The following is a 21,944-nucleotide window of genomic DNA, read 5'->3' as shown; positions in this document are numbered from 1 at the left end:
CGTTCTCGTTATAAGTCTCGGCACTTTTAGCGACAAGCCGCTGTATGCCGACATGAGCCAAATCGAATTGCAAGATCAGGATCCCGTGTTCCAGTTGAAGGGCAGCATGCTGGCCATCACCGTGCTGGAGCTGGCCCGCAACAACCTCGAAGCGCTGGATCGTCAATTGGCGGCAAAAGTCGCCCAGGCCCCGAACTTCTTCAGCAATACCCCGCTGGTGCTGGCGCTGGACAAGCTGCCGCCCAACGAAGGCGCGATCGACCTGCCGGCGATGATGCGCATCTGTCGCCAGCACGGCCTGCGTACCTTGGCCATCCGCGCCAACCGCATTGAAGACATCGCCGCCGCCATCGCCATCGATCTGCCCGTTCTGCCACCCTCCGGCGCGCGGGAGCGACCGCTCGATCCGACGGAAGGCGAAGTCCGGAAAAAGCCCGAAATCATCGAGAAGCCACCCGAGCCTTTGATCAAGCCGACCAAGATAATCACGGCCCCTGTGCGCGGAGGCCAACAGATTTATGCCCAGGGCTCGGACCTGGTGGTGATTTCCTCGGTCAGCCCCGGCGCGGAACTTCTCGCCGATGGCAACATCCATGTGTATGGTCCCATGCGGGGCCGGGCACTGGCGGGCATCAAAGGCGATACCAAAGCGCGGATTTTCTGCCAGCAAATGGTGGCCGAACTGGTCTCCATCGCCGGGCAATACAAGGTTTCCGAAGACCTGCGCAGAGATCCTCTGTGGGGAGCCGGGGTACAGGTCAGTCTGTCCGGCGACGTGTTGAACATCACCCGTCTTTAACGGATACTGCGCCATTTTCAAAGCCACTCTGATTCACCGCGAAAACGATGCAAAGGGAAAGGAAATCCGGGAAATTCATGTGTTTTCTCGAAACATGAGCCTATACCAGGCGCGTGTCTCCACCGTTGCTCGAATCACGCTGTGTCACGAGGGGCTCTTCAGGGACTAAAAATCCTTTTCCTCTAGGGGTGATTCACCTTGGCCAAGATTCTCGTGGTTACATCCGGCAAGGGTGGTGTGGGCAAGACCACCACCAGCGCCGCTATCGGTACCGGTCTCGCTCTGCGCGGCCACAAAACAGTGATCGTCGACTTCGACGTCGGCCTGCGTAACCTCGACCTGATCATGGGTTGCGAGCGTCGCGTCGTTTATGACTTCGTCAACGTGGTCAACGGCGAAGCCAACCTGCAACAGGCCCTGATCAAGGACAAGAAGATCGAAGGTCTGTACGTGCTGGCCGCCAGCCAGACCCGTGACAAGGAAGCGCTGACCAAAGACGGCGTGGAAAAAGTCCTGATGGAACTCAAGGAGTCTTTCGAGTACATCGTTTGCGACTCCCCTGCCGGTATCGAAACGGGCGCTCACCTGGCGATGTATTTCGCCGACGAAGCGATCGTCGTGACCAACCCGGAAGTCTCCTCCGTACGTGACTCGGACCGCATGCTGGGCCTGCTGGCCAGCAAATCGCGTCGTGCCGAGCGCAACGAAGACCCGATCAAGGAACACCTGCTCCTGACCCGCTACAACCCTGAGCGCGTCAGCAAGGGCGAGATGCTGGGCGTGGAAGACGTCAAGGAAATCCTGGCCGTCACCCTGCTGGGCGTGATTCCTGAATCCCAGGCTGTGCTCAAGGCTTCCAACCAGGGCGTGCCGGTCATCCTCGACGACCAGAGCGACGCCGGCCAGGCGTACAGCGATGCCGTCGACCGCCTGCTGGGCAAAGACCGCGAGCACCGCTTCCTGGACGTACAGAAAAAAGGATTTTTCGAACGTCTGTTCGGGGGTAATTAATGAGTATTTTTGACTTCTTTCGTGCCAACAAAAAGCCAAGCACCGCGTCGGTAGCGAAAGAGCGTCTACAGATCATCGTGGCGCACGAACGCGGCCAACGCAGCACCCCGGATTACCTGCCAGCCTTGCAGAAGGAACTGGTTGAGGTGATTCGCAAATACGTCAATATCGGCAACGATGACGTGCATGTCGCGTTGGAAAACGACGGCAGCTGCTCGATTCTGGAACTCAATATCACCCTGCCTGATCGTTGATCGAACAGGCAGTCGCCACGGCGGCTCGGTCACCTGTACCCTTTTGCGGGGTGCGGGTGAGCGAGCCGCCGTTGGCGCTTTCAACGGGTCTGTTTTTTGCGACGAGACCGTTTAGCTACGAGGCTGTTTGATGCCGCTGTCCAATGTTCACATTCTCCATCAGGACGACGCCGTGCTGGTGGTGAACAAACCCACCCTGCTGCTTTCGGTCCCCGGTCGTGCTGACGACAACAAGGATTGCCTGATCACGCGCTTGCAGGAAAACGGCTACCCCGAGGCGCGTATTGTCCATCGGCTGGACTGGGAAACGTCCGGGATCATCCTGCTCGCCCGGGACGCGGACACGCACCGCGAGCTGTCTCGCCAGTTTCATGACCGGGAAACCGAAAAGGCGTACACCGCGCTGGCCTGGGGACAGCCTGCGCTGGACAGCGGCAGCATCGACTTGCCCCTTCGTTATGACCCGCCGACCAAACCCCGGCATGTGGTGGATCATGAGTTCGGCAAGCATGCCCTGACGTTCTGGAAGGTGCTGGAGCGTTTTGACACGCATTGTCGGGTCGAGCTCACGCCGATTACGGGGCGTTCGCATCAGTTGCGGGTGCATATGTTGTCGATCGGGCATCCGTTGCTGGGCGACGGGCTGTATGCGCATCCTGAGGCGTTGGCGGCCTATCCGCGGTTGTGTCTGCACGCAAGCATGCTGGCGTTTACGCACCCTGTTTCGGGAGAGCGGTTGCGGTTTGAGTGTGCTGCGCCTTTTTGATTGCGTTGTTTTTTGGATGGCGCGTGGATCGGTGGGCATATCCGTTTTATGTAGTGATGCTGACGGGTCTGGCTAACGCCAGACCTGTTTCGCCTTCGGCGAGTTACTTGATAACCCCAAGTAACCAAGGGTTTCAGGCTCCCGGTTTGGCCTCGACTTCGTCGAGGTACCTTCACTCCGGCGACGCTCCGTGGGCCCGCGCTGAACGGACATCCATGTCCTAGCAGCGCTCTCGCGGCATCCATGCCGCTCGGCCCACTCCGCATCGCCTGCGTTCAGCCTGCACCCAAGTCGCGATTTGTGTCGTCTGAACTGTCGCGTAAGAGAGCAACGCGGGCTGGAGCTAACGCTCTTCGCTTTTTTGGAACGTGCATCAATCGTCTGCTTGCATTCTTAACTGTAGGAGCGCGCTTGCCCGCGATCTGCCGGGAACCGGCAGCAAAACCGGTGCATGCGGTATGTCAGGCATAACCGAGTCGTCTGATTTTGCTACCGCTGCGCGGCAGATCGCGGGACAAGCCACGCTCCTACGCCTTCGGCAGAATCAAAAGCGGGGCAGTGAACTGCTCCTGCTCCCGCTTTTGATCTTCATACCGAGAACGTTTGGACGACACAAAACGCGACTTGGGTGCAGGCTGAACGCAGGCGGCGTGGAGTGGGCCGAGCGGCATGGATGCCGCGAGAGCGCCGTCAGGACATGGATGTCCGTTCGGCGCGGGCCCACGGAGCGTCGCCGGAGTGAGGGTACTTCGACGAAGTCGAAGCCAAACCAGGAGCAGGGCCTTTTTGGTTACTTTTTCGGCTCTTGGAAAAAGTGACCCGCTGTAAGAGCGGAACCATAATTTGCCCCCCCACAGATAACGGATATGCGCACGGCCCTAGCGTCATAAACTCAAGGTGCGTCGATACCGACGTCAGATATGCCCCCCGCCATAAAATCCAACAACCACCAAGCTCGCTACCTCACACAGAGGCCTGTAAACTCCCGCCATTGCTGTCTGGAGTAACTTATGCGCGAAGAGTTGAACCAAGGCCTGATCGATTTCCTCAAGGCCTCTCCCACCCCGTTTCACGCCACCGCAAGCCTTGTGCAACGCCTCGAAGGCGCCGGTTATCAGCGCCTGGACGAACGTGAGCCATGGCACACCGAAGCCGGCGGCCGTTACTACGTCACCCGTAACGACTCCTCCATCGTCGCCTTCAAACTCGGCCGCCTGTCGCCATTGATCGGCGGTATCCGCCTGGTCGGCGCACACACCGACAGCCCGTGCCTACGCGTCAAACCGCAGCCCGAGCTGCAGCGCCAGGGTTTCTGGCAACTGGGCGTCGAAGTCTACGGTGGCGCCCTGCTCGCCCCCTGGTTCGACCGCGACCTGTCACTGGCGGGCCGTGTCACCTTCCGCCGTGACGGCAAGGTCGAGAGCCAGTTGATCGACTTCAAACTGCCGATCGCGATCATCCCGAACCTGGCGATCCACCTCAATCGCACCGCCAACGAAGGCTGGCCGATCAACCCGCAGAACGAACTGCCGCCGATCCTCGCGCAAGTCGCAGGCGACGAACGTGCTGACTTCCGCGCGTTGCTGACCGACCAGCTCGCCCGTGAGCACGGCCTGAACGCCGACGTGGTGCTCGATTACGAGCTGAGTTTCTACGACACCCAAAGCGCGGCCGTCATTGGTCTCAACGGCGACTTCATCGCCGGGGCGCGGCTGGACAACCTGCTGTCGTGCTTCGCCGGTCTGCAAGCGCTGCTCAATGCCGATGGCGACGAGACGTGCCTGCTGATCTGCACGGACCACGAAGAAGTCGGCTCGACCTCCGCCTGTGGCGCCGACGGCCCGATGCTGGAGCAAGTGCTGCAACGTCTGCTGCCTGAAGGCGACGACTATGTGCGCACGATCCAGAAGTCGCTGCTGATTTCTGCCGACAACGCCCACGGCGTGCACCCGAACTACGCAGAGAAGCACGACGGCAACCACGGCCCGAAACTCAACGCCGGCCCGGTGATCAAGGTCAACACCAACCAGCGTTATGCCACCAACAGTGAAACCGCCGGGTTCTTCCGTCATCTGTGCATGGCTGAAGAAGTGCCGGTGCAGAGCTTCGTGGTTCGCACCGACATGGCCTGCGGTTCGACCATCGGCCCGATCACGGCCGGTCACTTGGGCGTGCGCACGGTCGACATCGGCTTGCCGACCTTCGCCATGCACTCGATCCGCGAACTGGCGGGCAGCCAGGACCTCGCGCATCTGGTGAAGGTGCTCAGCGCGTTTTACGCCAGCGCCGAGCTGCCATAGAGGTTGATGACCCGGTGACCGACCCTTTCCGCTCCTGCTTCCTGTCGCGTCTGCTGCTGATTGTGATGCTGACGCTGTTTCCCTTCGCGCTGACGCAGGCCGCCGGTCTGCCCAGCCTGTTGAGCGGCCAGAAAGCCCAGCCACAGGCACAAGAGCCACTGGGTCAGTCATTGGACGAGGTGATCACCTCGCTGGAGAACGATCAGCAACGCAGCAAGTTGCTCGATGACCTGAAAAAGCTCCGTGACGCCACCAAGAAAGCCCAGCCCACGGCAGAACAGGGCGTATTGGGGCTGATCGGCAGCACGCTGTCGGGATTCGAGAAACAATTCACCGGCGATGACAGCCCGCTCAGCCGATGGGGCGACGAGGTGTCGCTGGCCGAACAGGAACTGATGGACCTGATGCTCCCCGCCAATCAGTGGTGGCCGATCATCTTCGGCTTCGCCGTGGTCATTGCGCTGTGGAGCTTGCTGGCCGCGGCGCTGATCTGGCTAAGCCACCGGGTTCGTGTGCGTTTTGGCCTGTCGGAAGAGCTGCCGCAACACCCTCGCCCGTCTGACATGTTGCGCTTTGCCCTGCGCAAACTCGGCCCTTGGCTGATCGCGCTGGTGATCACCGTCTACCTCAGTTATTCCCTGCCGCCGTCATTGGGCCGCGACCTGGCGATGGTGCTGGCCTATGCGTTGGTGGTCGGCACGTTGTTTTCGGCGATCTGCGTGATAGCGTTTTCGCTGCTCGACGGTCCGCACCGGCACCAGGCGCTGCATATCCTGCGTCACCAGGCCTTCCGTCCATTGTGGTGGATCGGCAGCTTTGCAGCGTTTGGCGAAGCACTGAGCGATCCGCGACTCGTCGCCAGCCTGGGCGTGCATCTGGCACACACTGCGGCCACGTTGGCCAACGTCATGGCGGCGGTGTCCACGGGGCTGTTCATCGTGCGTTTCCGTCGCCCCATCGCGCACTTGATCCGCAATCAACCGCTGTCCCGCCGCCTGAAACGCCGGGCGCTGAGCGACACCATCGAGATTCTCGGCAGCTTCTGGTACTTGCCCGCGATGGTGCTGGTGGGCGTCTCGCTGTTCGCCACCTTCTTCTCGGCGGGCGACACCAGCACCGCGCTGCGTCAGTCGCTGATCTGCACCGTGTTGCTGGTGGTGTGCATGGTGCTCAACGGCCTGGTGCGTCGTCATTCGCAGGAACCGTCCCACGGCCACAAACGCCATGCGCTGTACTCGGACCGGCTGAAAAGCTTTTTCTACACCGTGGTGCATTTGCTGGTCTGGCTGGTGTTCATCGAATTGGGCCTGCGGGTCTGGGGCCTGTCGCTGATTCGTTTCTCCGAAGGCGACGGCCATGACATCAGTGTGCGTATTGCAGGCCTTGCGACCACGCTGATGTTCGCCTGGCTGGTGTGGATCCTGGCCGACACCGCCATTCACCACGCCCTCACCCGCTCTCGCAAAGGCATGGCCAACGCCCGCGCGCAGACCATGATGCCGTTGATCCGCAACGTGCTGTTCGTGACCATTTTCATCATCGCGGTGATCGTGGCGCTGGCGAACATGGGCATGAACGTCACGCCACTGCTGGCCGGTGCCGGTGTGATCGGTCTGGCGATCGGCTTCGGCGCACAGTCGCTGGTGGCGGACTTGATCACCGGCCTGTTCATCATCATCGAGGACTCGTTGGCGATCGACGATTACGTGGACGTGGGCGGACACCTGGGCACGGTCGAAGGGCTGACGATCCGCACGGTCCGGTTGCGGGACATCGACGGGATCGTCCACACGATCCCGTTCAGCGAGATCAAGAGCATCCAGAACTATTCGCGGGAGTTCGGCTACGCGATTTTCCGCATCGCGATTCCGTCGAACATGAACATCGACGACGCGCTGAAGATGATTCGTGATGTCGGCCAGAAGATGCGCACCGATCCGCTGCAACGCCGCAACATCTGGTCGCCGCTGGAAATTCAGGGTGTCGAAAGTTTCGAGTCGGGCAACGCCATCCTGCGAGCGCGCTTCAAGACGGCGCCGATCAAGCAATGGGAAGTGTCACGTGCGTTCAACCTGTCGCTCAAACGTTATCTGGATGAGGCCGGGATGGACTTGGCGACACCGCGTCTGAATGTGCAGGTCAGCACCAGCGGCGGCAGCGTGAGTGAGCTGCGCGGGAAGAAGGATGATGCATCCGCCCACTGATCGATCACATCACCTGTGGGAGCGAGCTTGCTCGCGAAGACGTCAGCCGGGCCAACGCAGCTGCACGGCCATACCGGCGTCTTCGTGAGCACGCTCGCTCCCACAGTGGTGTTGTTGCCATCCCATCAGAGGCACGGCAACCCGATCTCTGCAGACAACGTTACGGGGCGATTGCCGCCGTCTTGTTCCCTTCAACCATCGCCGCAAAACGCTGTTTGTTCGCGGCGTAGTATGCAGCGACAACTTTTTCAGGTGAGCTGCCTTGCTCACGCGCTTCGGACATCATCGATTGCAGGTCAGCCTGTGGGATCGAGAAATGGGTGAAGAACTGCGCCACTTTCGGGTACTGCTCGCTGAACCCTTTGCGGGCGACGACATGAATCTGCTCCGTGCCGCCGAACAGGTGCTCCGGGTCATCCAGGTAACGCAGCGGGTATTTGGCGAACATCCAGTGCGGGCTCCAGGCGTTGACCAGTGACCACTTCCCGCGTTTGAGGTTGCGGTCCAGCTCGCTGAGCATGCCGCTTTCCGAAGACGCGACCATTTTGTAACCGACGATCTTCTTATCGTTGAGGACTTTCTCGGTCAGTTTGTACTGCCCGTTGCCCACCTCCGACGTCAGGATCTTGCCGTCGAATTTCTCCGATATGCCCGGTTTGTTCAAATCAGCGAGGCTCGACACTTCGCTGGCAGGCACGATGTCCGGCACCGCCATGCCGATGCGACCTTCATACAGCACGCCCAGGTCTTCGAGTTTGTCTTTGTACTTGTCGTAGAAGGCCTTGTGCGTGCCCGGCAACCAGACCATCGGGATGAGATCGATATTACCGTTGGCCATGGCCTGGAACTGAATACCGATGTCGGCCATCACCAGCTTGACCGGCTGTTTCAACTGATCTTCCAACACCAGATTGGCCAGCTTCACCGTGATTTCCGTGTCCGACCAGTTCACCCATCCGATGCGCACGGGCGGTTGATCCGCGGCGTGGCTGATCAGGCTCACAGTCGTCAAGGCAATCCCTGCTAACCAACCAATACGTTTTTTCTTATACGGCGAATAAGCATCCATCGTGCATGTCCCCTGTCGTGTATGGGTGTTACTGGGTGCGGCAGTGAAAGTGTCGAATCGCCAGTCTCGGCCAGCTGTTCGGCCGATAGTAGCCACACAGCCAGTGTGGGTGCAAGCAAAATGTACACATGCGTCACCCATGCTTGACACCTATGTACATTCCACCTAATTTTGCGTCAAACCATGCCTGATGTTCCCCGACAGGAGCGCCCCACGATGTCCAGCGATCCGCTGCTGCAGCCCTACACGATCAAGAATCTCACCCTCAGAAATCGCATCATCACCACTTCCCACGAGCCGGCTTATCCGGTCGATGGCATGCCGAAAGACTTGTACCGGGCCTATCACGTAGAGCGCGCCAAAGCCGGTGTTGCACTGACCATGACTGCAGGTTCCGCTGCCGTGTCCCGTGACAGTCCGCCGGTGTTCAACAACGTGCTGGCGTACAAGGATGAAGTGGTGGGCTGGCTGAAGGACCTGACCGACGAATGCCATGAGCACGGCGCGGCCGTGATGATTCAGCTGACGCACCTGGGGCGTCGGACACGCTGGGACAAGGCTGACTGGTTACCCGTGGTGTCGCCTTCGCATCGGCGCGAAGCCTCCCACCGGTCGTTCCCGAAAAAGCTGGAGGAATGGGACATCCAGCGCATCATCAAGGACTACGTCGACGCTGCAGAGCGCATGAAAGCCGCGGGCATGGACGGCTTGGAGCTTCAGGCTTATGGCCATTTGATGGACCAGTTCTGGTCGCCGCTGACCAACGACCTTCAAGGCGAATACGGCGGCTCGCTGGACAACCGCCTGCGCTTCACCTTCGACATCCTGCGCGGAATTCGCAAACAGTGCGGCGAGGACTTCCTGCTCGGCGTGCGCTACACCGGCGATGAAGACTTGCCGGGCGGGTTCGGCGCCGAGGAAGGCATCGCCATCTCCCACAAGCTCAAGGACAGCGGGCTGGTGGACTTTCTCAACGTCGTCAAAGGGCACATCGACACCGATGCCGGCCTGACGGACGTGATCCCGATCCAGGGCATGCGTAACTCGCCTCACCTGGACTTTGCCGGGGAAATCCGCGCCGCAACGGGCTTCCCGACCTTCCACGCCGCCAAGATTCCCGACGTGGCGACGGCTCGCCACGCCATTGCGTCGGGCAAGGTCGACATGGTCGGCATGACCCGCGCGCACATGACCGACCCGCACATCGTGCGCAAGATCATCGAAAAACGCGAAGAGGACATACGCCCGTGTGTCGGCGCGAACTACTGCCTGGACCGGATTTATCAGGGCGGCGCGGCCTATTGCATCCACAACCCGGCGACCGGGCGTGAAACCACCATGCCGCACGACATTCCCAAGGCCGCGACGCAACGCAAGGTCGTGGTGATCGGCGCAGGCCCTGGCGGACTCGAAGCGGCGCGCGTTGCGGCCGAGCGCGGGCATGACGTCACGGTGCTGGAGGCTGCGGCCCAGCCCGGCGGGCAGATCCGTCTCACGTCGTTGAGCGAGCGTCGCCGCGAGATGATCAGCATCATCGACTGGCGCATGGCACAGTGCGAACGGATGGGCGTGAAGTTTCAGTTCAACACGTGGGCGGAAGCGCAAACGGTGCAGGATCTGGAACCGGACGTGGTCATCGTTGCCACGGGCGGATTGCCGGACACGGAAGTCCTGAAGGCAGGCAACGACCTGGTGGTCTCAGCCTGGGACATCATTTCCGGGGACGTCAAACCGGGCAAGAACGTGCTCATCTTCGACGACGCAGGTGATCACGCCGCGCTGCAAGCCGCCGAAGTGATCGCGCAGAGTGGTGCACGGCTGGAGATCGTCACCCCGGACCGCGCCTTCTCGCCGGAAGTGATGGCGATGAACCTAGTGCCGTACATGCGCAGCCTGCAGGATCTGGACGTGGTGTTCACCGTGACCTATCGAGTGGAGTCGGTACTCAGGCGTGACGGCAAGCTGGTAGCGGTCTTCGGCAGTGATTACGGCAAGGTCAATAAGGAACGTGTGGTCGACCAAGTGGTGATCAACCACGGCACGCTGCCGCTGGATGACCTGTATTTCGACCTGCGCCCGCATTCCAGCAACGGCGGTGCCGTCGAACAGCATGACTTGATTGCGGGGAAGGTGCAGAACCTGGTGACCAACCCGGCCGGGCGTTTCCAGCTGTTCCGCATCGGGGACGCGGTGGCCGCGCGCAATACCCACGCGGCCATTTATGATGCGCTGCGGTTGGTGAAGGATTTGTAGGCTGTGTCCGTCGCGCCTGGCACCGAGGCGCGACGGGACGACTCCACTCGACTCCTGTGATGGCGAATTCATTCGCGATGGGTCGGCACGGGTGATGGATTTTTGTCTTCTGGACGATTTTCGCGAATGAATTCGCTCCCACAGGATGTTATTCCCATCCGGATCTGAGGATCGATCCACGCTCCGCGCCTACATCCCTCTGCGCGCGACTTCAGCCCCTGCCTGCACAGCATCGCCAATCAATCCTTCGAAACCCGCGCTCATCAGGCTCTGCAACGCCGCCGCCGTCACACCCTGGTACGCCACCAGTGAATCAATAAGCGCCTGCGGTTCGGCCGTCCCCAGCAACTGGCTGGCGTTGAGCACCACGCCTTGCGCCGCGTCTCGGGCGACCTCCTCTGGAATGCCCGCTGCAATGGCCTGATGAGTGAGGGCCGTCATCAACAGGGCGGGAAAAGCCGGGCCAGTGCCTGACAGCGCACTCAGATAGTCGATGCAGTCTTCTGATGGCACCCGACTCGCCTTACCGACACACATCAACAGACCTTGCACGTAATCGACATCGGACGCCGACAATTCACTCGCGCAATGCCACGGCGTAAACGACTGCCGGATGTCCACCGCTGCATTGGGCATCGCCCGCACGACAGTGGAGGCACCCGTCGCGGCGCTGATCGCCTTTGACGTGATACCTGCCATCAGCGAAATCACCCGTTTGCCCGAAGCGTCGACACTCAATGCGCTGAACTGCTCGGGACGCACCGAGAGGATGACGGTGTCGCTGGCGTCCACCAGCGCCTGATTGTCAGTCATCAACTGCGCCCCCGCGTCCGCCAGCGGATGGCTGCCGGACCGGTTAGACAGAAACAGGCTGCCATTACCGACAAAGGCCGTCTCCAGCAACGCCTGCGCAAGCGCCCCACCCAGCCAGCCCGTCCCGCCGATGATGCCTACCGTCTCAGCTCGCACCGGTTGTCTCCTCGAAGGTATCCGCCAGCGGAACGAACTCGCCCGGTTCTTTTTCGGCATAGCCGAACTTGCCGTAAAAGCGGTCCAGCTCACGCTTGCGGGGCGCCTTGCCGGTGAAGATCGCGACGTAGTGCGGGATGCGTCGGAAGCGCTCGGTAATGTCTTCGGTGGTCTTCATCGAGATGTAGCCGATCTGCGTCAGATAGATCGTTCGAGCACGGGTGTCAGCGCCGTCCTGCTCGTAGCCGAAACGCCTGAACATCGCCGTCAGGGCGCTGATACGCGCGTCGTCCGCCGCAACGATTTCCTGGGTGACCTCTTCCGACTGCAACGCCCAGCTGCGCACCGCGAACTCGAACTGGGAATCGAAGACTTCCGGGTTCAGCCAGCACTCGAATACGTTGAGGATCGCCTCGGTGATGTTTTCCGCATAGCTTTCGGACTGCTTGACCATGCCGCCGGTGTTCTTGTCTTTCCAGCGCGCCAGCAAGGCGGCCAACAATTGCTCACGGTCCTGAAAGAACCAGTAGAAACTGGTGCGCGACAGGTTCAGCCGCTTGGCCAGCGGCATAACGCGCACGGCATCCACGCCGGACTCCTTCAAGGCATCGTAGGCGGCTTCCAGCCAGCCCTCGGCAGAGCCCCGCCATCCAGAGTCCTGGGTTTTGCCCCGGCTCTTACCTGATTCCGACATAGGTGTGTCGCCTTTTGAAAACGAGTGGAGCAACTGTACGCGCATGGTCTTTTGATGTACACGGATGTACATTCGGACGACGTTCAGTCACTCGGTTTTGGTGTGCGTGATCTGTGACCGCAGCCGTGCAAGGCGTCTTGTAGGAGACGTCCGAGGTTACGAGGGCAGCGAACGGGATTTCTCTGATAAGAATTTTTTGCTGACCCACCGCATTCGTCCGAAATGCGGCCCATACCCTCGTAACCTCGGACGTCCCCTACAGGGATTGCGGCGTCACTCAGGTTCACGGTTGTACCCGCCTCTGACATCACCCGTGGCTGACCCACCGCATTCGCTGCCGTCGTAACCTCGGACGTCTCCTACAAAGACTGCAGCGAGCGCGCGACGGATGCTCAGTCCCCTGGGACACGTCTCAGACGTCCGCAACCACCGCACTCACATGAATCGCATCATGCCGCCAGTACTCCAGGTCGCAATCGATCAGGCGGCCGCGCTGATCGTGGTTGACCCTGGCAATGCGCAAACCGGGGCTGCCGATCGAGACTTTCAATGCCGCCGCCGCGTCCATCGGCAGTGCGGTGGGCACCATTTCGAAACGCACCTGGCCGTAACGAATGCCGTAGTGACTGGCGTACAGCTCGGTCAGTGACTGATTGAGGTCGAAATCCAGGACCTGCGGGAAGTACTCGGGGTTCAGGTAATGCTCGACGTACAGCACCAATCGCTCGTCGATGCGCCGCGCACGGCAGATCTGGATCACGCTGGACAATGCCGGGAGCTGAAGCAAATTACAGATCGCCGCCGATGCCGGTTGCAGTCGCGCGGAAATCACCTGCGTCGCCGGCACGCGGCCTTGCGCCTGCACCATCGCGTGGAAGTGGCTGCGACGCATCAAGTCATAGGCCAGCCGAGGGGGCGAGATGAACCAGCCCCGGCGCTCTTCGCGATAGATCAGCCCTTGAGCCTCCAGCTGCACCAGCGCCTCGCGCAAGGTTATGCGCGTGGTATCGAATACTTCACTAAGCTTGCGTTCAGCAGGCAATTTGCTACCGGGCAGCAACAAACCATGCTCGATCTGCTCCTGCAGGGCATTGCAGATGGTCGTCACCGCTCGAGGCACATCCTGGCGCATTGCGTTACCTATCTGGACTAGACCAGCGCTAAAGGGGGGCAGGATCGACAGCATGATGGCCCGTTTCAGTGCTCTAGAGCCTAGGCAGCGTAGATGACTGTTACGTGACAAGCCAGCGCGATCCGCTTGAAAAATCAGACAATAAAAAGAAATTAGGCTTTTTATATCAGTGAGTTGGCCATGGTCTACGCTTACCCCACAGCCATACCGCCTGCTCGTGTTAACCCCAGCAAAAGTCGGTCCAGACACGAAAGTGTCATGAGAGTGGCCTAACTTGGCTCAGGTATTGCTGACCTAGACCAACGCACCAGACATCCCAACCCGCAACGAGCATTTCACCGACCCTTTCTTATAAAACGTCGAGAAGTGCACCAAAGGAGCTTCGAATGAAACACCTTTTGCTGGCATCACTCCTGGGTTCGGCCATCGCGCTGAGCACCTCGGCCATGGCCGCCGACTCCGTCAAAGATCTGGAAGCCGCCGCGAAAACCGAAGGCGCGGTCAACAGCGTGGGCATGCCCGATGACTGGGCGAACTGGAAAGGCACCTGGACCGACCTGACGGCCAAGTACGGCCTGGTGCACATGGACACCGACATGAGTTCGGCACAGGAAGTGGCCAAGTTCGATGCGGAAAAAGACAACGCCAGCGCCGATATCGGCGACGTGGGCGCCGCTTTCGGCCCCATCGCCGTAGCCAAGGGTGTGACCCAGCCTTACAAGCCGACCACCTGGGATCAGGTTCCGGACTGGGCGAAAGACAAGGACGGTCACTGGGCACTGGCCTACACCGGCACCATCGCCTTCATCGTCAACAAGAAGCTGCTGCACGGCTCCGACGTGCCGAAGTCCTGGGCTGACCTGAAGACCGGTAAATACAAAGTCACCATCGGCGATGTGAGCACCGCGGCTCAAGCGGCCAACGGTGTGCTGGCGGCAGCGATTGCGATGAAAGGTGACGAAACCAATATCGCCCCAGGCCTGCAACTGTTCACCGAACTGGCCAAGCAGAAGCGTCTGGGCATCAACAACCCGACCATCCAGACCATGGAAAAAGGCGAAGTGGAAGTCGGCGTGGTATGGGACTTCAACGGCCTGAGCTACAAAGCCAAGATGGCCAACCCGGACGATTACGTCGTGCTGATCCCGTCTGACGGCTCGGTGATCTCGGGCTACACCACCATCATCAACAAATACGCCAAACACCCGAACGCGGCCAAGCTGGCGCGCGAGTACATCTTCAGCGACGCCGGTCAGATCAACCTGGCCAACGGCAACGCCCGTCCGATCCGTGCCGATCACCTGAAGCTGCCACCGGAAGTGCAAGCCAAGCTGCTGCCTAACGAGCAGTACAAGAACGTGACGCCGATCAAAGACGCCGCGGCCTGGGAAAAAACCTCGAAAGCCTTGCCTCAGCAGTGGAACGAGCAGGTCATTGTAGAAATGCAGTAATCCGGGTAGGCGCTTCAAGGAGGGAGCGCCACTCTCTGATGCAACATTTTCTCTGTGGGAGTGAGCTTGCTCACGAAGACGTGGGTACATCCGCCCCCCTATCCGGCGGCTGAGACTCAGCATTCGTGAGCAAGCTCACTCCCACAGGGATCTGCGTCCGTCCCGCACCACCGAAGCCCCCCGGAGAGGCCATGAAACACAACGTCATTCTGATCCTGCTGGACGGCCTGAGTTACAGCGTGGCGCAGCATGCAATGGGGCATTTGCTGGCGTATCGAAACGCAGGTCGCGCCGCGCTGTACAAGCTCGAATGCGAACTGCCGGCGCTTTCCCGACCATTGTACGAATGCATTCTGACGGGTGTCGCGCCCATCGACAGCGGCATCGTGCACAACCACGTTTCACGCCTGTCCAACCAGCGCAGCGTGTTTCATTACGCCGCCGCATCGGGTCTGACCACGGCCGCCGCCGCGTATCACTGGGTCAGCGAGCTGTACAACCGCAGCCCGTTCATCGCCAGCCGCGACCGCCACACCGACGACGCTGACCTGCCGATCCAGCACGGTCATTTCTACTACGTCGATCACTACCCCGATTCCCACCTGTTCGACGATGCCGAGCATCTGCGAACGGCGCATCAACCGAACTTCCTGTTCATCCATCCGATGAACATTGATGACGCCGGCCACAAACACGGCCTCGATACCCCGCAGTACCGCAACAGCGCGCGCTCGGCCGACATCATCCTCGCCGAATACCTGCAGCGCTGGCTGGACGCCGGTTATCAAGTGCTGGTGACCGCCGACCATGGCATGAACAACGACCGCTCGCACAACGGCATCCTGCCCGAGGAGCGTGAAGTGCCGCTGTTCGTGATCGGCGATGCGTTCAGCCTCGATCCCGAAGCGTCACCCAGACAGACCGACCTCTGCGGGACGGTCTGCGAGCTGCTTGGCGTGCCCCACGACAAACCCGTCTGCAGAGAGGTGCTCAAGTGAATTCACAGAGTCGCGGCAAATGGCTGGGGCTGTTGTGCCTGGTGCCTTTTGCCCTTTTTTTCATCGCGTTTCAGATCGCCCCGCTCGCCTGGGTCGCCATCAACAGCCTGTATTCGGACGCCGGTTGGGGTGTGGACAACTTCATCAAGGCCTTCAACTCGCGCTTCTACCGACAGGCCATGCAGTACAGCCTGGAGATCAGTTTCTGGTCGAGCCTGATCGGCATCGTCATCGCGATCCTCGGCAGTTACTCGCTGCGCAAGGTGCCGTCACGGCTGCGTGACTTCGTCAGCGCCTTCGCCAACATGACCAGCAACTTTTCCGGCGTCCCGCTGGCGTTCGCGTTCATCATCCTGCTGGGCTTCAACGGCGCGCTGACGTTGATTCTGAAGCAGGCCGGCATCATCGATGACTTCAACCTGTATTCGAAAACCGGGCTGATCATCCTCTACACCTACTTCCAGATTCCGCTCGGTGTGCTGCTGCTTTACCCCGCGTTCGACGCACTGCGCGAAGACTGGCGCGAATCGGCGTCCCTGCTGGGCGCCAGCACCTGGGATTTCTGGCGGCATATCGGCATTCCGGTGCTGACGCCGGCCCTGCTCGGCACCTTCGTGATCCTCCTGGCCAACGCACTGGGCGCTTATGCCACGGTGTATGCGCTGACCACTGGCAACTTCAACGTCCTGCCCATCCGCATCGCGGCCATGGTCGCGGGCGATATCACGCTGGACCCGAACATGGCCAGCGCCCTGGCGATGATTCTGGTGGGCATGATGACCCTGGTCACCATCGTTCATCAGTGGCTGTTGAAGAGGAGCTACCATGTCTCGCGCTGAACGCGGCCCGGCCGGGCTTTACCACCGCGTGGTGGTGTACATCCTGTTTCTGATCCTGCTGGCGCCTCTGCTGGGCACCTTCGTTTACTCCATTGCGACCAGTTGGTCGGCCACCATTCTTCCCGCCGGCTTCACCTACAAATGGTACGTGGCGCTGTGGAGCGACCCGCGCTTCCTGATGGCGTTCGGGCAGTCGTTGCTGGTGTGTGTCGGTGCGCTGATCCTGTCGGTGGTGCTGATCCTGCCGCTGTTGTTCGTGGTGCATTACCACTTCCCGAAACTCGACGCGCTGATGAATATCCTGATCCTGTTGCCGTTCGCCGTGCCGCCGGTGGTGTCGTCGGTCGGGCTGCTGCAGCTCTACGGTTCCGGGCCGCTGGCGATGGTCGGCACGCCGTGGATCCTGATCGGTTGCTACTTCACCATTGCCCTGCCCTTCATGTACCGGGCGATCACCAACAACCTCCAGGCGATCAACCTGGTCGACCTGATGGACGCGGCTCAGTTGCTCGGCGCCAGTACCTTTCAGGCGGCGTTTCTGGTCGTGCTGCCGAACCTGCGCAAAGGCCTGATGATCGCCCTGCTGCTGTCGTTCTCCTTCCTGTTCGGTGAGTTTGTGTTCGCCAACCTGCTGGTCGGCACCCGCTACGAAACGCTGCAGGTTTACCTGAACAACATGCGCAACAGCAGCGGACACTTCAACAGCGCGCTGGTGATCTCTTATTTCTTCTTCGTATTGCTGCTGACTTGGGCGGCCAATCGACTCAACAAGGACAAAGACTGATATGAGCTTCGTCAGTGTCGAAAACCTGCAAAAGAACTACGCCAGCACAGCGGTCTTCAGTGACATCAACTGCGTGATCAACAAGGGCGAGTTCGTGACCCTGCTCGGCCCGTCCGGCTGCGGTAAATCCACCCTTTTGCGCTGCATCGCCGGGCTGACCTCGGTCACCAGCGGGCGGATCTTCCTCGACGGCAAGAACATCGTGCCGGTGTCGCCGCAGAAGCGCGGCATCGGGATGGTGTTCCAGAGCTATGCGCTGTTCCCCAACATGAACGTGGAGCAAAACGTCGCCTTCGGCTTGCGCATGCAGAAGGTCAGCGCCGATGAAACCAGACAGCGCGTGGCCGAGGTGCTGAAGCTGGTGGAGCTGACCGAGCTCGCCAAACGTTATCCGCACCAGATGTCGGGCGGCCAGTGCCAGCGTGTGGCGCTGGCGCGCTCACTGGTGACCCGCCCTCGCCTGCTGCTGCTCGACGAACCGCTGTCGGCGCTGGATGCACGCATTCGCAAACACCTGCGCGAACAGATCCGGGCGATCCAGCAGGAACTGGGCCTGACCACGATTTTCGTGACCCATGATCAGGAAGAGGCGCTGACCATGTCGGACCGGATCTTCCTGATGAACCAGGGTCGGATCGTGCAGAGCGGCGATGCCGAAACCCTGTACACCGCGCCGGTCGATGCGTTCGCCGCCGGCTTCATCGGTAACTACAACCTGCTGGAACCCGACGCCGCCAGCCGCCTGATGCAGCGCCCGATCAGCAGCCGTGTGGCGATCCGGCCAGAAGCCATTCAACTGAGCCTGACCGGCTCGCTGGAAGGCGAAGTGCGCAGCCACAGCCTGCTGGGCAATGTGATCCGTTATCGTGTCGAAGCGCGAGGTGTGGAACTGGTGGTCGATGTGCTCAACCGTTCGGCCAATGACTTGCACCCGAACGGCCAGCGCGTCACCCTGAACATTGAAGATTCGGCGCTGTGTGAAGTGGCCTGAATCCAATGTTGCACGACCTTTGTCGACGACCGCGATCCTGTAGGAGCGTGGCTTGTCCCGCGATCTGCCGGGAGCCGGCAGCAAACCCGACAGACACGGTCTTTCAGAGCTAGCCGCTTCTCAGGTTTCACGGCGGGTTCCCCGCCGATCGCGGGACAAGCCACGCTCCTACAAATGATTGCGTAAGTATCAAAAAAGAGGACAGCGGTAATGGCATTAGCAATATTCGACCTGGACGAAACCCTGATTCATGGTGACTGCGCCAGCCTGTGGAGCGAGCAGATGGGCCGTCTGGGCTGGGTCGATCCCGAGTCCTTCATCAAGAAAGACCATGAACTGATGGAGGCTTACAGCAAGGGCGATCTGGCGATGGAAGACTACATGGCGTTCAGCCTCGAACCCATGATCGGTCGCACGCCTGAAGAAGTGGATTTTCTGGTGGGGCCCTGGGTCGAGGACTTCATCGAACCGATCATTTTCAGCGACGCTACCAAAGCCATCGCCGAACACCGCGCGGCCGGTGACCGCATCCTCATCATCTCGGCGTCCGGTGTGCATCTGGTCAAACCCATTGCCGAGCGAATCGGCGTCGATGAAGTGCTCGCCATTGATCTGGACATCGCCCACGGCGTCTACAGCGGCAAGACCCAAGGCGTGCTGACGTACCGCGAAGGCAAGATCACCCGTTTGATGGAGTGGCTGGATCAGGAAGGCGAAAACCTCGAAGGCGCCAGTTTCTACTCAGACTCACGCAACGACCTGCCACTGTTGCAGAAGGTCGATTTCCCCCACGTGGTGAACCCCGATCCGGTGCTTCGGGAGGCCGCGCAGAAGGCTGGCTGGCCGATTCACAGCTGGACGTGAGCCAAAAAAAGCCCCTCGCGAGTGAGGGGCTTTTTGAGGATGGCGCTGACGCTAGTTACCAGCTGTAGCGCACACCGAGATTGGCGCCCAGCGGCTGCTCGATGTTCTCGCCATTGGCGTAGTCGAAATCCGCATGCATCTGCAGGTTCTGCGAGAACGCCACGGCAACCCCTGCGCCCAGTTCGGCTCGCGATCCCGAGAGGTCGTTATTGAAGGTATTGTCGTTGACCACCACCCGGTTGTTCTTGGCGAACTCGTGAGCACCCGCCACCTTGACGTAAGGCTGCAAGACACTGCCGTTGTCCAGCGCGAAATTGCGCCCTACCGTCACACCGACCTTGCCCAGCAATGAGCGGGAGCGGTCACCGTCGGCCTGCATGTCGTTATCGAGGGTGAAGCCCTTGCCCTGAATCACCACAGCGGACAGTTGGGTGAAAGGCTCAACGAAGTAGCCGTCGTCCAGTTTGATATGGCGTCCGAACTCCAGCGAACCGCCAGCGCCCGAGTTATCGTAATTGCCCTTGGCGCGGGTACCGTCGCTCATGCTGACCTTGGCATCGTTGCGAAAGCGGTTGAATTTGAGTACGCCATCAAAGTAATAACCACTGTCTTGATCAAGCCAGGTGGTGTACACACCCGCGTAATAGCTTTTGACAGAACCGGACGTGCCGCGACTGAGATCAAGACTGGAATTGCTCTGGCCCGCCAGCACCCCCACCAGCCACTGACCGTCACCGACCGGCAACGGCGCATCCGCGCCCAGTGAGAAGCCATATTGGGTCTGCTTGTAGCCCAGACCGGATGACTGACTCACGTCATACTTGTTGCCGTAAGTGCGCATCCAGACGCCGGTGTCGCCCTTGTTGAGCCGCAGCTCGCCCATCCGGCTGCGCAACGAGGTGAGCTCGCCGTACCAGACCGTCGGCGCCGTATTGAACAAGGCCAATGCAGAGGCCGTCCCGGGGCTGATGGTTTTGCTGGCCGGGTCGAGGAACCAGTCAGTTCCGCCCGAACCATTGCTGGCCGACGCCAGGTCATATGAAAACGTCCCCACGTCCACCGCCCGTCCACCGGCCAGTGCGAAGGTGGCATCGCCTGCGGCGGTCTGAACGACCGTCAGTTGCTGCGGTGAAACCGGGTCGACGCCGGAGCCGGCAATCAACAAGGTATGATTGCCCGTTGCGGTGCCGGTCACGTTCAGTGTGTCGTGCTGATTGGTGGCGTAATCGACGTCCATGATGAACGTGCCACTGCCTGAAAGGTTCGCCACGTTCAGTTGATAGAACTGATCGGCGCCTCCGAACTTGACCGCGCCGCCATTCATCGCCAGAGAACCAATGGTGTTGGACGCCACCATGTTCCAGGTGGATTGATCGCCAATGGCAACGTTGTCGACATTGATCAGGTTGCCGGTGAACGTTGCCTGATTTTGCAGGGACAAGGCGCCCTGGCTCGTGCCATCGACCACGATGTCGCCGGTCAGGGAGCCCTGGTTGACGGCCAGATTAGTGGTGCTGTTATTGGTGACCTGAACGTTACCGACGATCGTACTTCGTTGTACCAGAACATTGGCGACGGCTGAATCAGTCACCTCCAGTGCATTACCGTTGCCGCCGGTCAGCGTGGTGCCGTTGAGCAGGTTGAGGTTGAACTCCACCGGCACTCTCCTGCCACTCAGAAGAATCGCTGAACCGCTTTGCCCCTCGACATGAGTACCGTCCAGGTTAGTCGTGCCGACGCGGGTGGTGGTCCCGGTACCGCGATAAACGATGCCGTTGAGGCCACCGGTGATGGTGCTGTTGCGCAGGGTCATGTCTGACCCGAACGCGAGCACGCCGTAACTGGTTGCACCTGTTCCTGTGACCTGAGTGCCATCCATGTCCAGGGTGCTCTGCTCTGAGAGCGTGATCCCGCCCAGGCCGCCGCTGACAGTCCCGCCGAGGATGCTGAAGCGACTGCCAATTTTCGTGGTGCCGTCCTGAGATCCACTGATTCCGACACCGTTGGCATTACTGACGTTGGTATTGGTCAGCGCAGCTGAACTGCCGGTTATCGCCATACCAAACGACTGGCCAGGAGCAGCACTGACGTTCGAATCGCTGATGGTGACCACAGAACCCTCGAGCACGCTGATCGCCTGCGTGCTGCTTCCAGGGTTGATCGTCACGGTGGCAGCTGGAGCAGCGGTGATGGCGAGGGTCTGAGCGCCGTTGACGATCAGGCTGGAGCCTGAACCCAGGGACCAGCGATCAACAGCATCGCCCGGGCTCACCACGGCGGAGTCGCCAGGGTTCACATTCGCCGCGTGGGCGGCGCTGACGCACAGGGTGGCCAGTGACAGAAAACATGAGGGTTTGAATATCCTTGATACACAGACAAGTGATCCACTCATCGCAACGCTCCATGGCATTAAAGGAAAATCCCACGGTACTGCTGACGTCGCCGAAGGAAAGGGCCGTGAAGACTACTCACGTCTGGCGCGCTGCTCTGTAGGACGTGTCCTATAATTTTGAGCGTAGCTTCCTACAATTACGGAGCTTTACCGTTCGTCCGCGTCGTCCGGCAC

General features: G+C 60.3%; 18 protein-coding genes. 13 read left to right on the top strand and 5 right to left on the bottom strand.

Translation table 11 applies throughout. The annotated features are described in order from the left end of the window. Positions 1-52: 52 nt before the first annotated feature. The 6 genes from minC (at position 53) to ABDX87_RS20805 (ending at position 7,334) form a co-directional block, all read left to right on the top strand. Positions 53-799: a septum site-determining protein MinC gene (gene minC / locus ABDX87_RS20830; protein WP_346829572.1), complete on the top strand. Its 747-nt coding sequence runs from the start codon at positions 53-55 to the stop codon at positions 797-799. A 198-nt stretch (positions 800-997) separates the two neighbouring features. After that, the gene (gene minD / locus ABDX87_RS20825) at positions 998-1,810 is read left to right on the top strand and encodes a septum site-determining protein MinD (RefSeq protein ID WP_081565987.1); all 813 of its coding nucleotides are present in this window, start codon (positions 998-1,000) and stop codon (positions 1,808-1,810) included. After that, complete coding sequence (gene minE / locus ABDX87_RS20820) at positions 1,810-2,064, top strand: cell division topological specificity factor MinE (RefSeq protein ID WP_037013831.1); 255 nt, start codon at positions 1,810-1,812, stop codon at positions 2,062-2,064. The genes minD and minE overlap by 1 nt, the downstream gene beginning before the upstream one ends. Before the next feature lie 130 nt (positions 2,065-2,194). Continuing rightward, on the top strand, positions 2,195-2,830 hold the full coding sequence (locus ABDX87_RS20815) for an RluA family pseudouridine synthase (protein ID WP_346829571.1): 636 nt from the start codon (positions 2,195-2,197) through the stop codon (positions 2,828-2,830). 1,010 nt (positions 2,831-3,840) lie between these two features. Then, on the top strand, positions 3,841-5,130 hold the full coding sequence (locus ABDX87_RS20810; protein ID WP_092409506.1) for a M18 family aminopeptidase: 1,290 nt from the start codon (positions 3,841-3,843) through the stop codon (positions 5,128-5,130). A 65-nt stretch (positions 5,131-5,195) separates the two neighbouring features. Further along, positions 5,196-7,334 carry a mechanosensitive ion channel family protein gene (locus ABDX87_RS20805; protein ID WP_346833577.1) on the top strand — a complete coding sequence of 713 codons (2,139 nt, stop codon included), beginning with the start codon at positions 5,196-5,198 and terminating at the stop codon, positions 7,332-7,334. 160 nt (positions 7,335-7,494) lie between these two features. On the opposite strand, the gene ABDX87_RS20800 is transcribed toward ABDX87_RS20805, so the two are convergent. After that, on the bottom strand, positions 7,495-8,403 hold the full coding sequence (locus tag ABDX87_RS20800; RefSeq protein WP_346829570.1) for a glycine betaine ABC transporter substrate-binding protein: 909 nt from the start codon (positions 8,401-8,403) through the stop codon (positions 7,495-7,497). 216 nt (positions 8,404-8,619) lie between these two features. On the opposite strand from ABDX87_RS20800, the gene ABDX87_RS20795 reads away from it, so the two are divergent. Next, positions 8,620-10,656 (top strand): NADH:flavin oxidoreductase, encoded by a 2,037-nt coding sequence (locus ABDX87_RS20795; protein WP_346829569.1) that lies wholly within the window; start codon positions 8,620-8,622, stop codon positions 10,654-10,656. 189 nt (positions 10,657-10,845) lie between these two features. On the opposite strand, the gene ABDX87_RS20790 is transcribed toward ABDX87_RS20795, so the two are convergent. The 3 genes from ABDX87_RS20790 to phnR all read right to left on the bottom strand — a co-directional run bounded on the left by ABDX87_RS20790 (position 10,846) and on the right by phnR (position 13,451). Next, positions 10,846-11,625: a pyrroline-5-carboxylate reductase family protein gene (locus tag ABDX87_RS20790; protein ID WP_346829568.1), complete on the bottom strand. Its 780-nt coding sequence runs from the start codon at positions 11,623-11,625 to the stop codon at positions 10,846-10,848. Then, positions 11,615-12,319 carry a TetR/AcrR family transcriptional regulator gene (locus ABDX87_RS20785; protein ID WP_346829567.1) on the bottom strand — a complete coding sequence of 235 codons (705 nt, stop codon included), beginning with the start codon at positions 12,317-12,319 and terminating at the stop codon, positions 11,615-11,617. The genes ABDX87_RS20790 and ABDX87_RS20785 overlap by 11 nt, the downstream gene beginning before the upstream one ends. A 412-nt stretch (positions 12,320-12,731) precedes the next feature. After that, entirely contained in the window at positions 12,732-13,451 is a 720-nt protein-coding gene (gene phnR, locus ABDX87_RS20780; protein ID WP_346829566.1) for a phosphonate utilization transcriptional regulator PhnR, read from the bottom strand. Positions 13,452-13,837: 386 nt separating this feature from the next. On the opposite strand from phnR, the gene ABDX87_RS20775 reads away from it, so the two are divergent. From ABDX87_RS20775 to ABDX87_RS20750, 6 genes are all read left to right on the top strand, one after another. Continuing rightward, positions 13,838-14,902, top strand: a complete 1,065-nt coding sequence (locus ABDX87_RS20775; RefSeq protein ID WP_346829565.1) for an ABC transporter substrate-binding protein — start codon at positions 13,838-13,840, stop codon at positions 14,900-14,902. A gap of 191 nt (positions 14,903-15,093) precedes the next feature. Further along, positions 15,094-15,900 carry an alkaline phosphatase family protein gene (locus ABDX87_RS20770; RefSeq protein ID WP_346829564.1) on the top strand — a complete coding sequence of 269 codons (807 nt, stop codon included), beginning with the start codon at positions 15,094-15,096 and terminating at the stop codon, positions 15,898-15,900. After that, the gene (locus tag ABDX87_RS20765) at positions 15,897-16,739 is read left to right on the top strand and encodes an ABC transporter permease (RefSeq protein ID WP_346829563.1); all 843 of its coding nucleotides are present in this window, start codon (positions 15,897-15,899) and stop codon (positions 16,737-16,739) included. Before ABDX87_RS20770 ends, ABDX87_RS20765 begins: the two co-directional genes overlap by 4 nt. After that, positions 16,726-17,523: an ABC transporter permease gene (locus ABDX87_RS20760; RefSeq protein ID WP_346829562.1), complete on the top strand. Its 798-nt coding sequence runs from the start codon at positions 16,726-16,728 to the stop codon at positions 17,521-17,523. The genes ABDX87_RS20765 and ABDX87_RS20760 overlap by 14 nt, the downstream gene beginning before the upstream one ends. 1 nt (position 17,524) lies before the next feature. After that, positions 17,525-18,514: an ABC transporter ATP-binding protein gene (locus ABDX87_RS20755; RefSeq protein WP_346829561.1), complete on the top strand. Its 990-nt coding sequence runs from the start codon at positions 17,525-17,527 to the stop codon at positions 18,512-18,514. A gap of 210 nt (positions 18,515-18,724) precedes the next feature. Continuing rightward, positions 18,725-19,378 carry an HAD family hydrolase gene (locus ABDX87_RS20750; RefSeq protein WP_346829560.1) on the top strand — a complete coding sequence of 218 codons (654 nt, stop codon included), beginning with the start codon at positions 18,725-18,727 and terminating at the stop codon, positions 19,376-19,378. A 55-nt stretch (positions 19,379-19,433) separates the two neighbouring features. Here the strand turns inward: ABDX87_RS20750 and ABDX87_RS20745 are convergent, their stop codons facing one another. Continuing rightward, a complete protein-coding gene (locus ABDX87_RS20745; protein WP_346829559.1) occupies positions 19,434-21,770 on the bottom strand; it encodes an autotransporter outer membrane beta-barrel domain-containing protein in 2,337 nt (778 codons plus the stop codon). Positions 21,771-21,944: the final 174 nt, after the last annotated feature.

It is taken from the genome of Pseudomonas abietaniphila, from assembly GCF_039697315.1.
Lineage (GTDB): Bacteria > Pseudomonadota > Gammaproteobacteria > Pseudomonadales > Pseudomonadaceae > Aquipseudomonas > Aquipseudomonas abietaniphila_B.
Note: the sequence above shows the minus strand (reverse complement) of the source record. Positions and strands in the feature narration are given on the sequence as shown.

What these genes read in the sequence shown, in the direction of transcription:
- minC (WP_346829572.1), top strand. Translation starts at nt 53, where the DNA reads ATGAGCCAAATCGAATTGCAAGATCAGGATCCCGTGTTCCAGTTGAAG.
- ABDX87_RS20805 (WP_346833577.1), top strand. Translation starts at nt 5,196, where the DNA reads ATGCTGACGCTGTTTCCCTTCGCGCTGACGCAGGCCGCCGGTCTGCCC.
- ABDX87_RS20785 (WP_346829567.1), bottom strand. Translation starts at nt 12,319, where the DNA reads ATGTCGGAATCAGGTAAGAGCCGGGGCAAAACCCAGGACTCTGGATGG.
- ABDX87_RS20810 (WP_092409506.1), top strand. Translation starts at nt 3,841, where the DNA reads ATGCGCGAAGAGTTGAACCAAGGCCTGATCGATTTCCTCAAGGCCTCT.
- ABDX87_RS20775 (WP_346829565.1), top strand. Translation starts at nt 13,838, where the DNA reads ATGAAACACCTTTTGCTGGCATCACTCCTGGGTTCGGCCATCGCGCTG.
- ABDX87_RS20770 (WP_346829564.1), top strand. Translation starts at nt 15,094, where the DNA reads ATGAAACACAACGTCATTCTGATCCTGCTGGACGGCCTGAGTTACAGC.
- minE (WP_037013831.1), top strand. Translation starts at nt 1,810, where the DNA reads ATGAGTATTTTTGACTTCTTTCGTGCCAACAAAAAGCCAAGCACCGCG.
- phnR (WP_346829566.1), bottom strand. Translation starts at nt 13,451, where the DNA reads ATGCGCCAGGATGTGCCTCGAGCGGTGACGACCATCTGCAATGCCCTG.
- ABDX87_RS20795 (WP_346829569.1), top strand. Translation starts at nt 8,620, where the DNA reads ATGTCCAGCGATCCGCTGCTGCAGCCCTACACGATCAAGAATCTCACC.
- ABDX87_RS20750 (WP_346829560.1), top strand. Translation starts at nt 18,725, where the DNA reads ATGGCATTAGCAATATTCGACCTGGACGAAACCCTGATTCATGGTGAC.
- ABDX87_RS20800 (WP_346829570.1), bottom strand. Translation starts at nt 8,403, where the DNA reads ATGGATGCTTATTCGCCGTATAAGAAAAAACGTATTGGTTGGTTAGCA.
- ABDX87_RS20755 (WP_346829561.1), top strand. Translation starts at nt 17,525, where the DNA reads ATGAGCTTCGTCAGTGTCGAAAACCTGCAAAAGAACTACGCCAGCACA.
- ABDX87_RS20760 (WP_346829562.1), top strand. Translation starts at nt 16,726, where the DNA reads ATGTCTCGCGCTGAACGCGGCCCGGCCGGGCTTTACCACCGCGTGGTG.
- ABDX87_RS20745 (WP_346829559.1), bottom strand. Translation starts at nt 21,770, where the DNA reads ATGAGTGGATCACTTGTCTGTGTATCAAGGATATTCAAACCCTCATGT.
- ABDX87_RS20815 (WP_346829571.1), top strand. Translation starts at nt 2,195, where the DNA reads ATGCCGCTGTCCAATGTTCACATTCTCCATCAGGACGACGCCGTGCTG.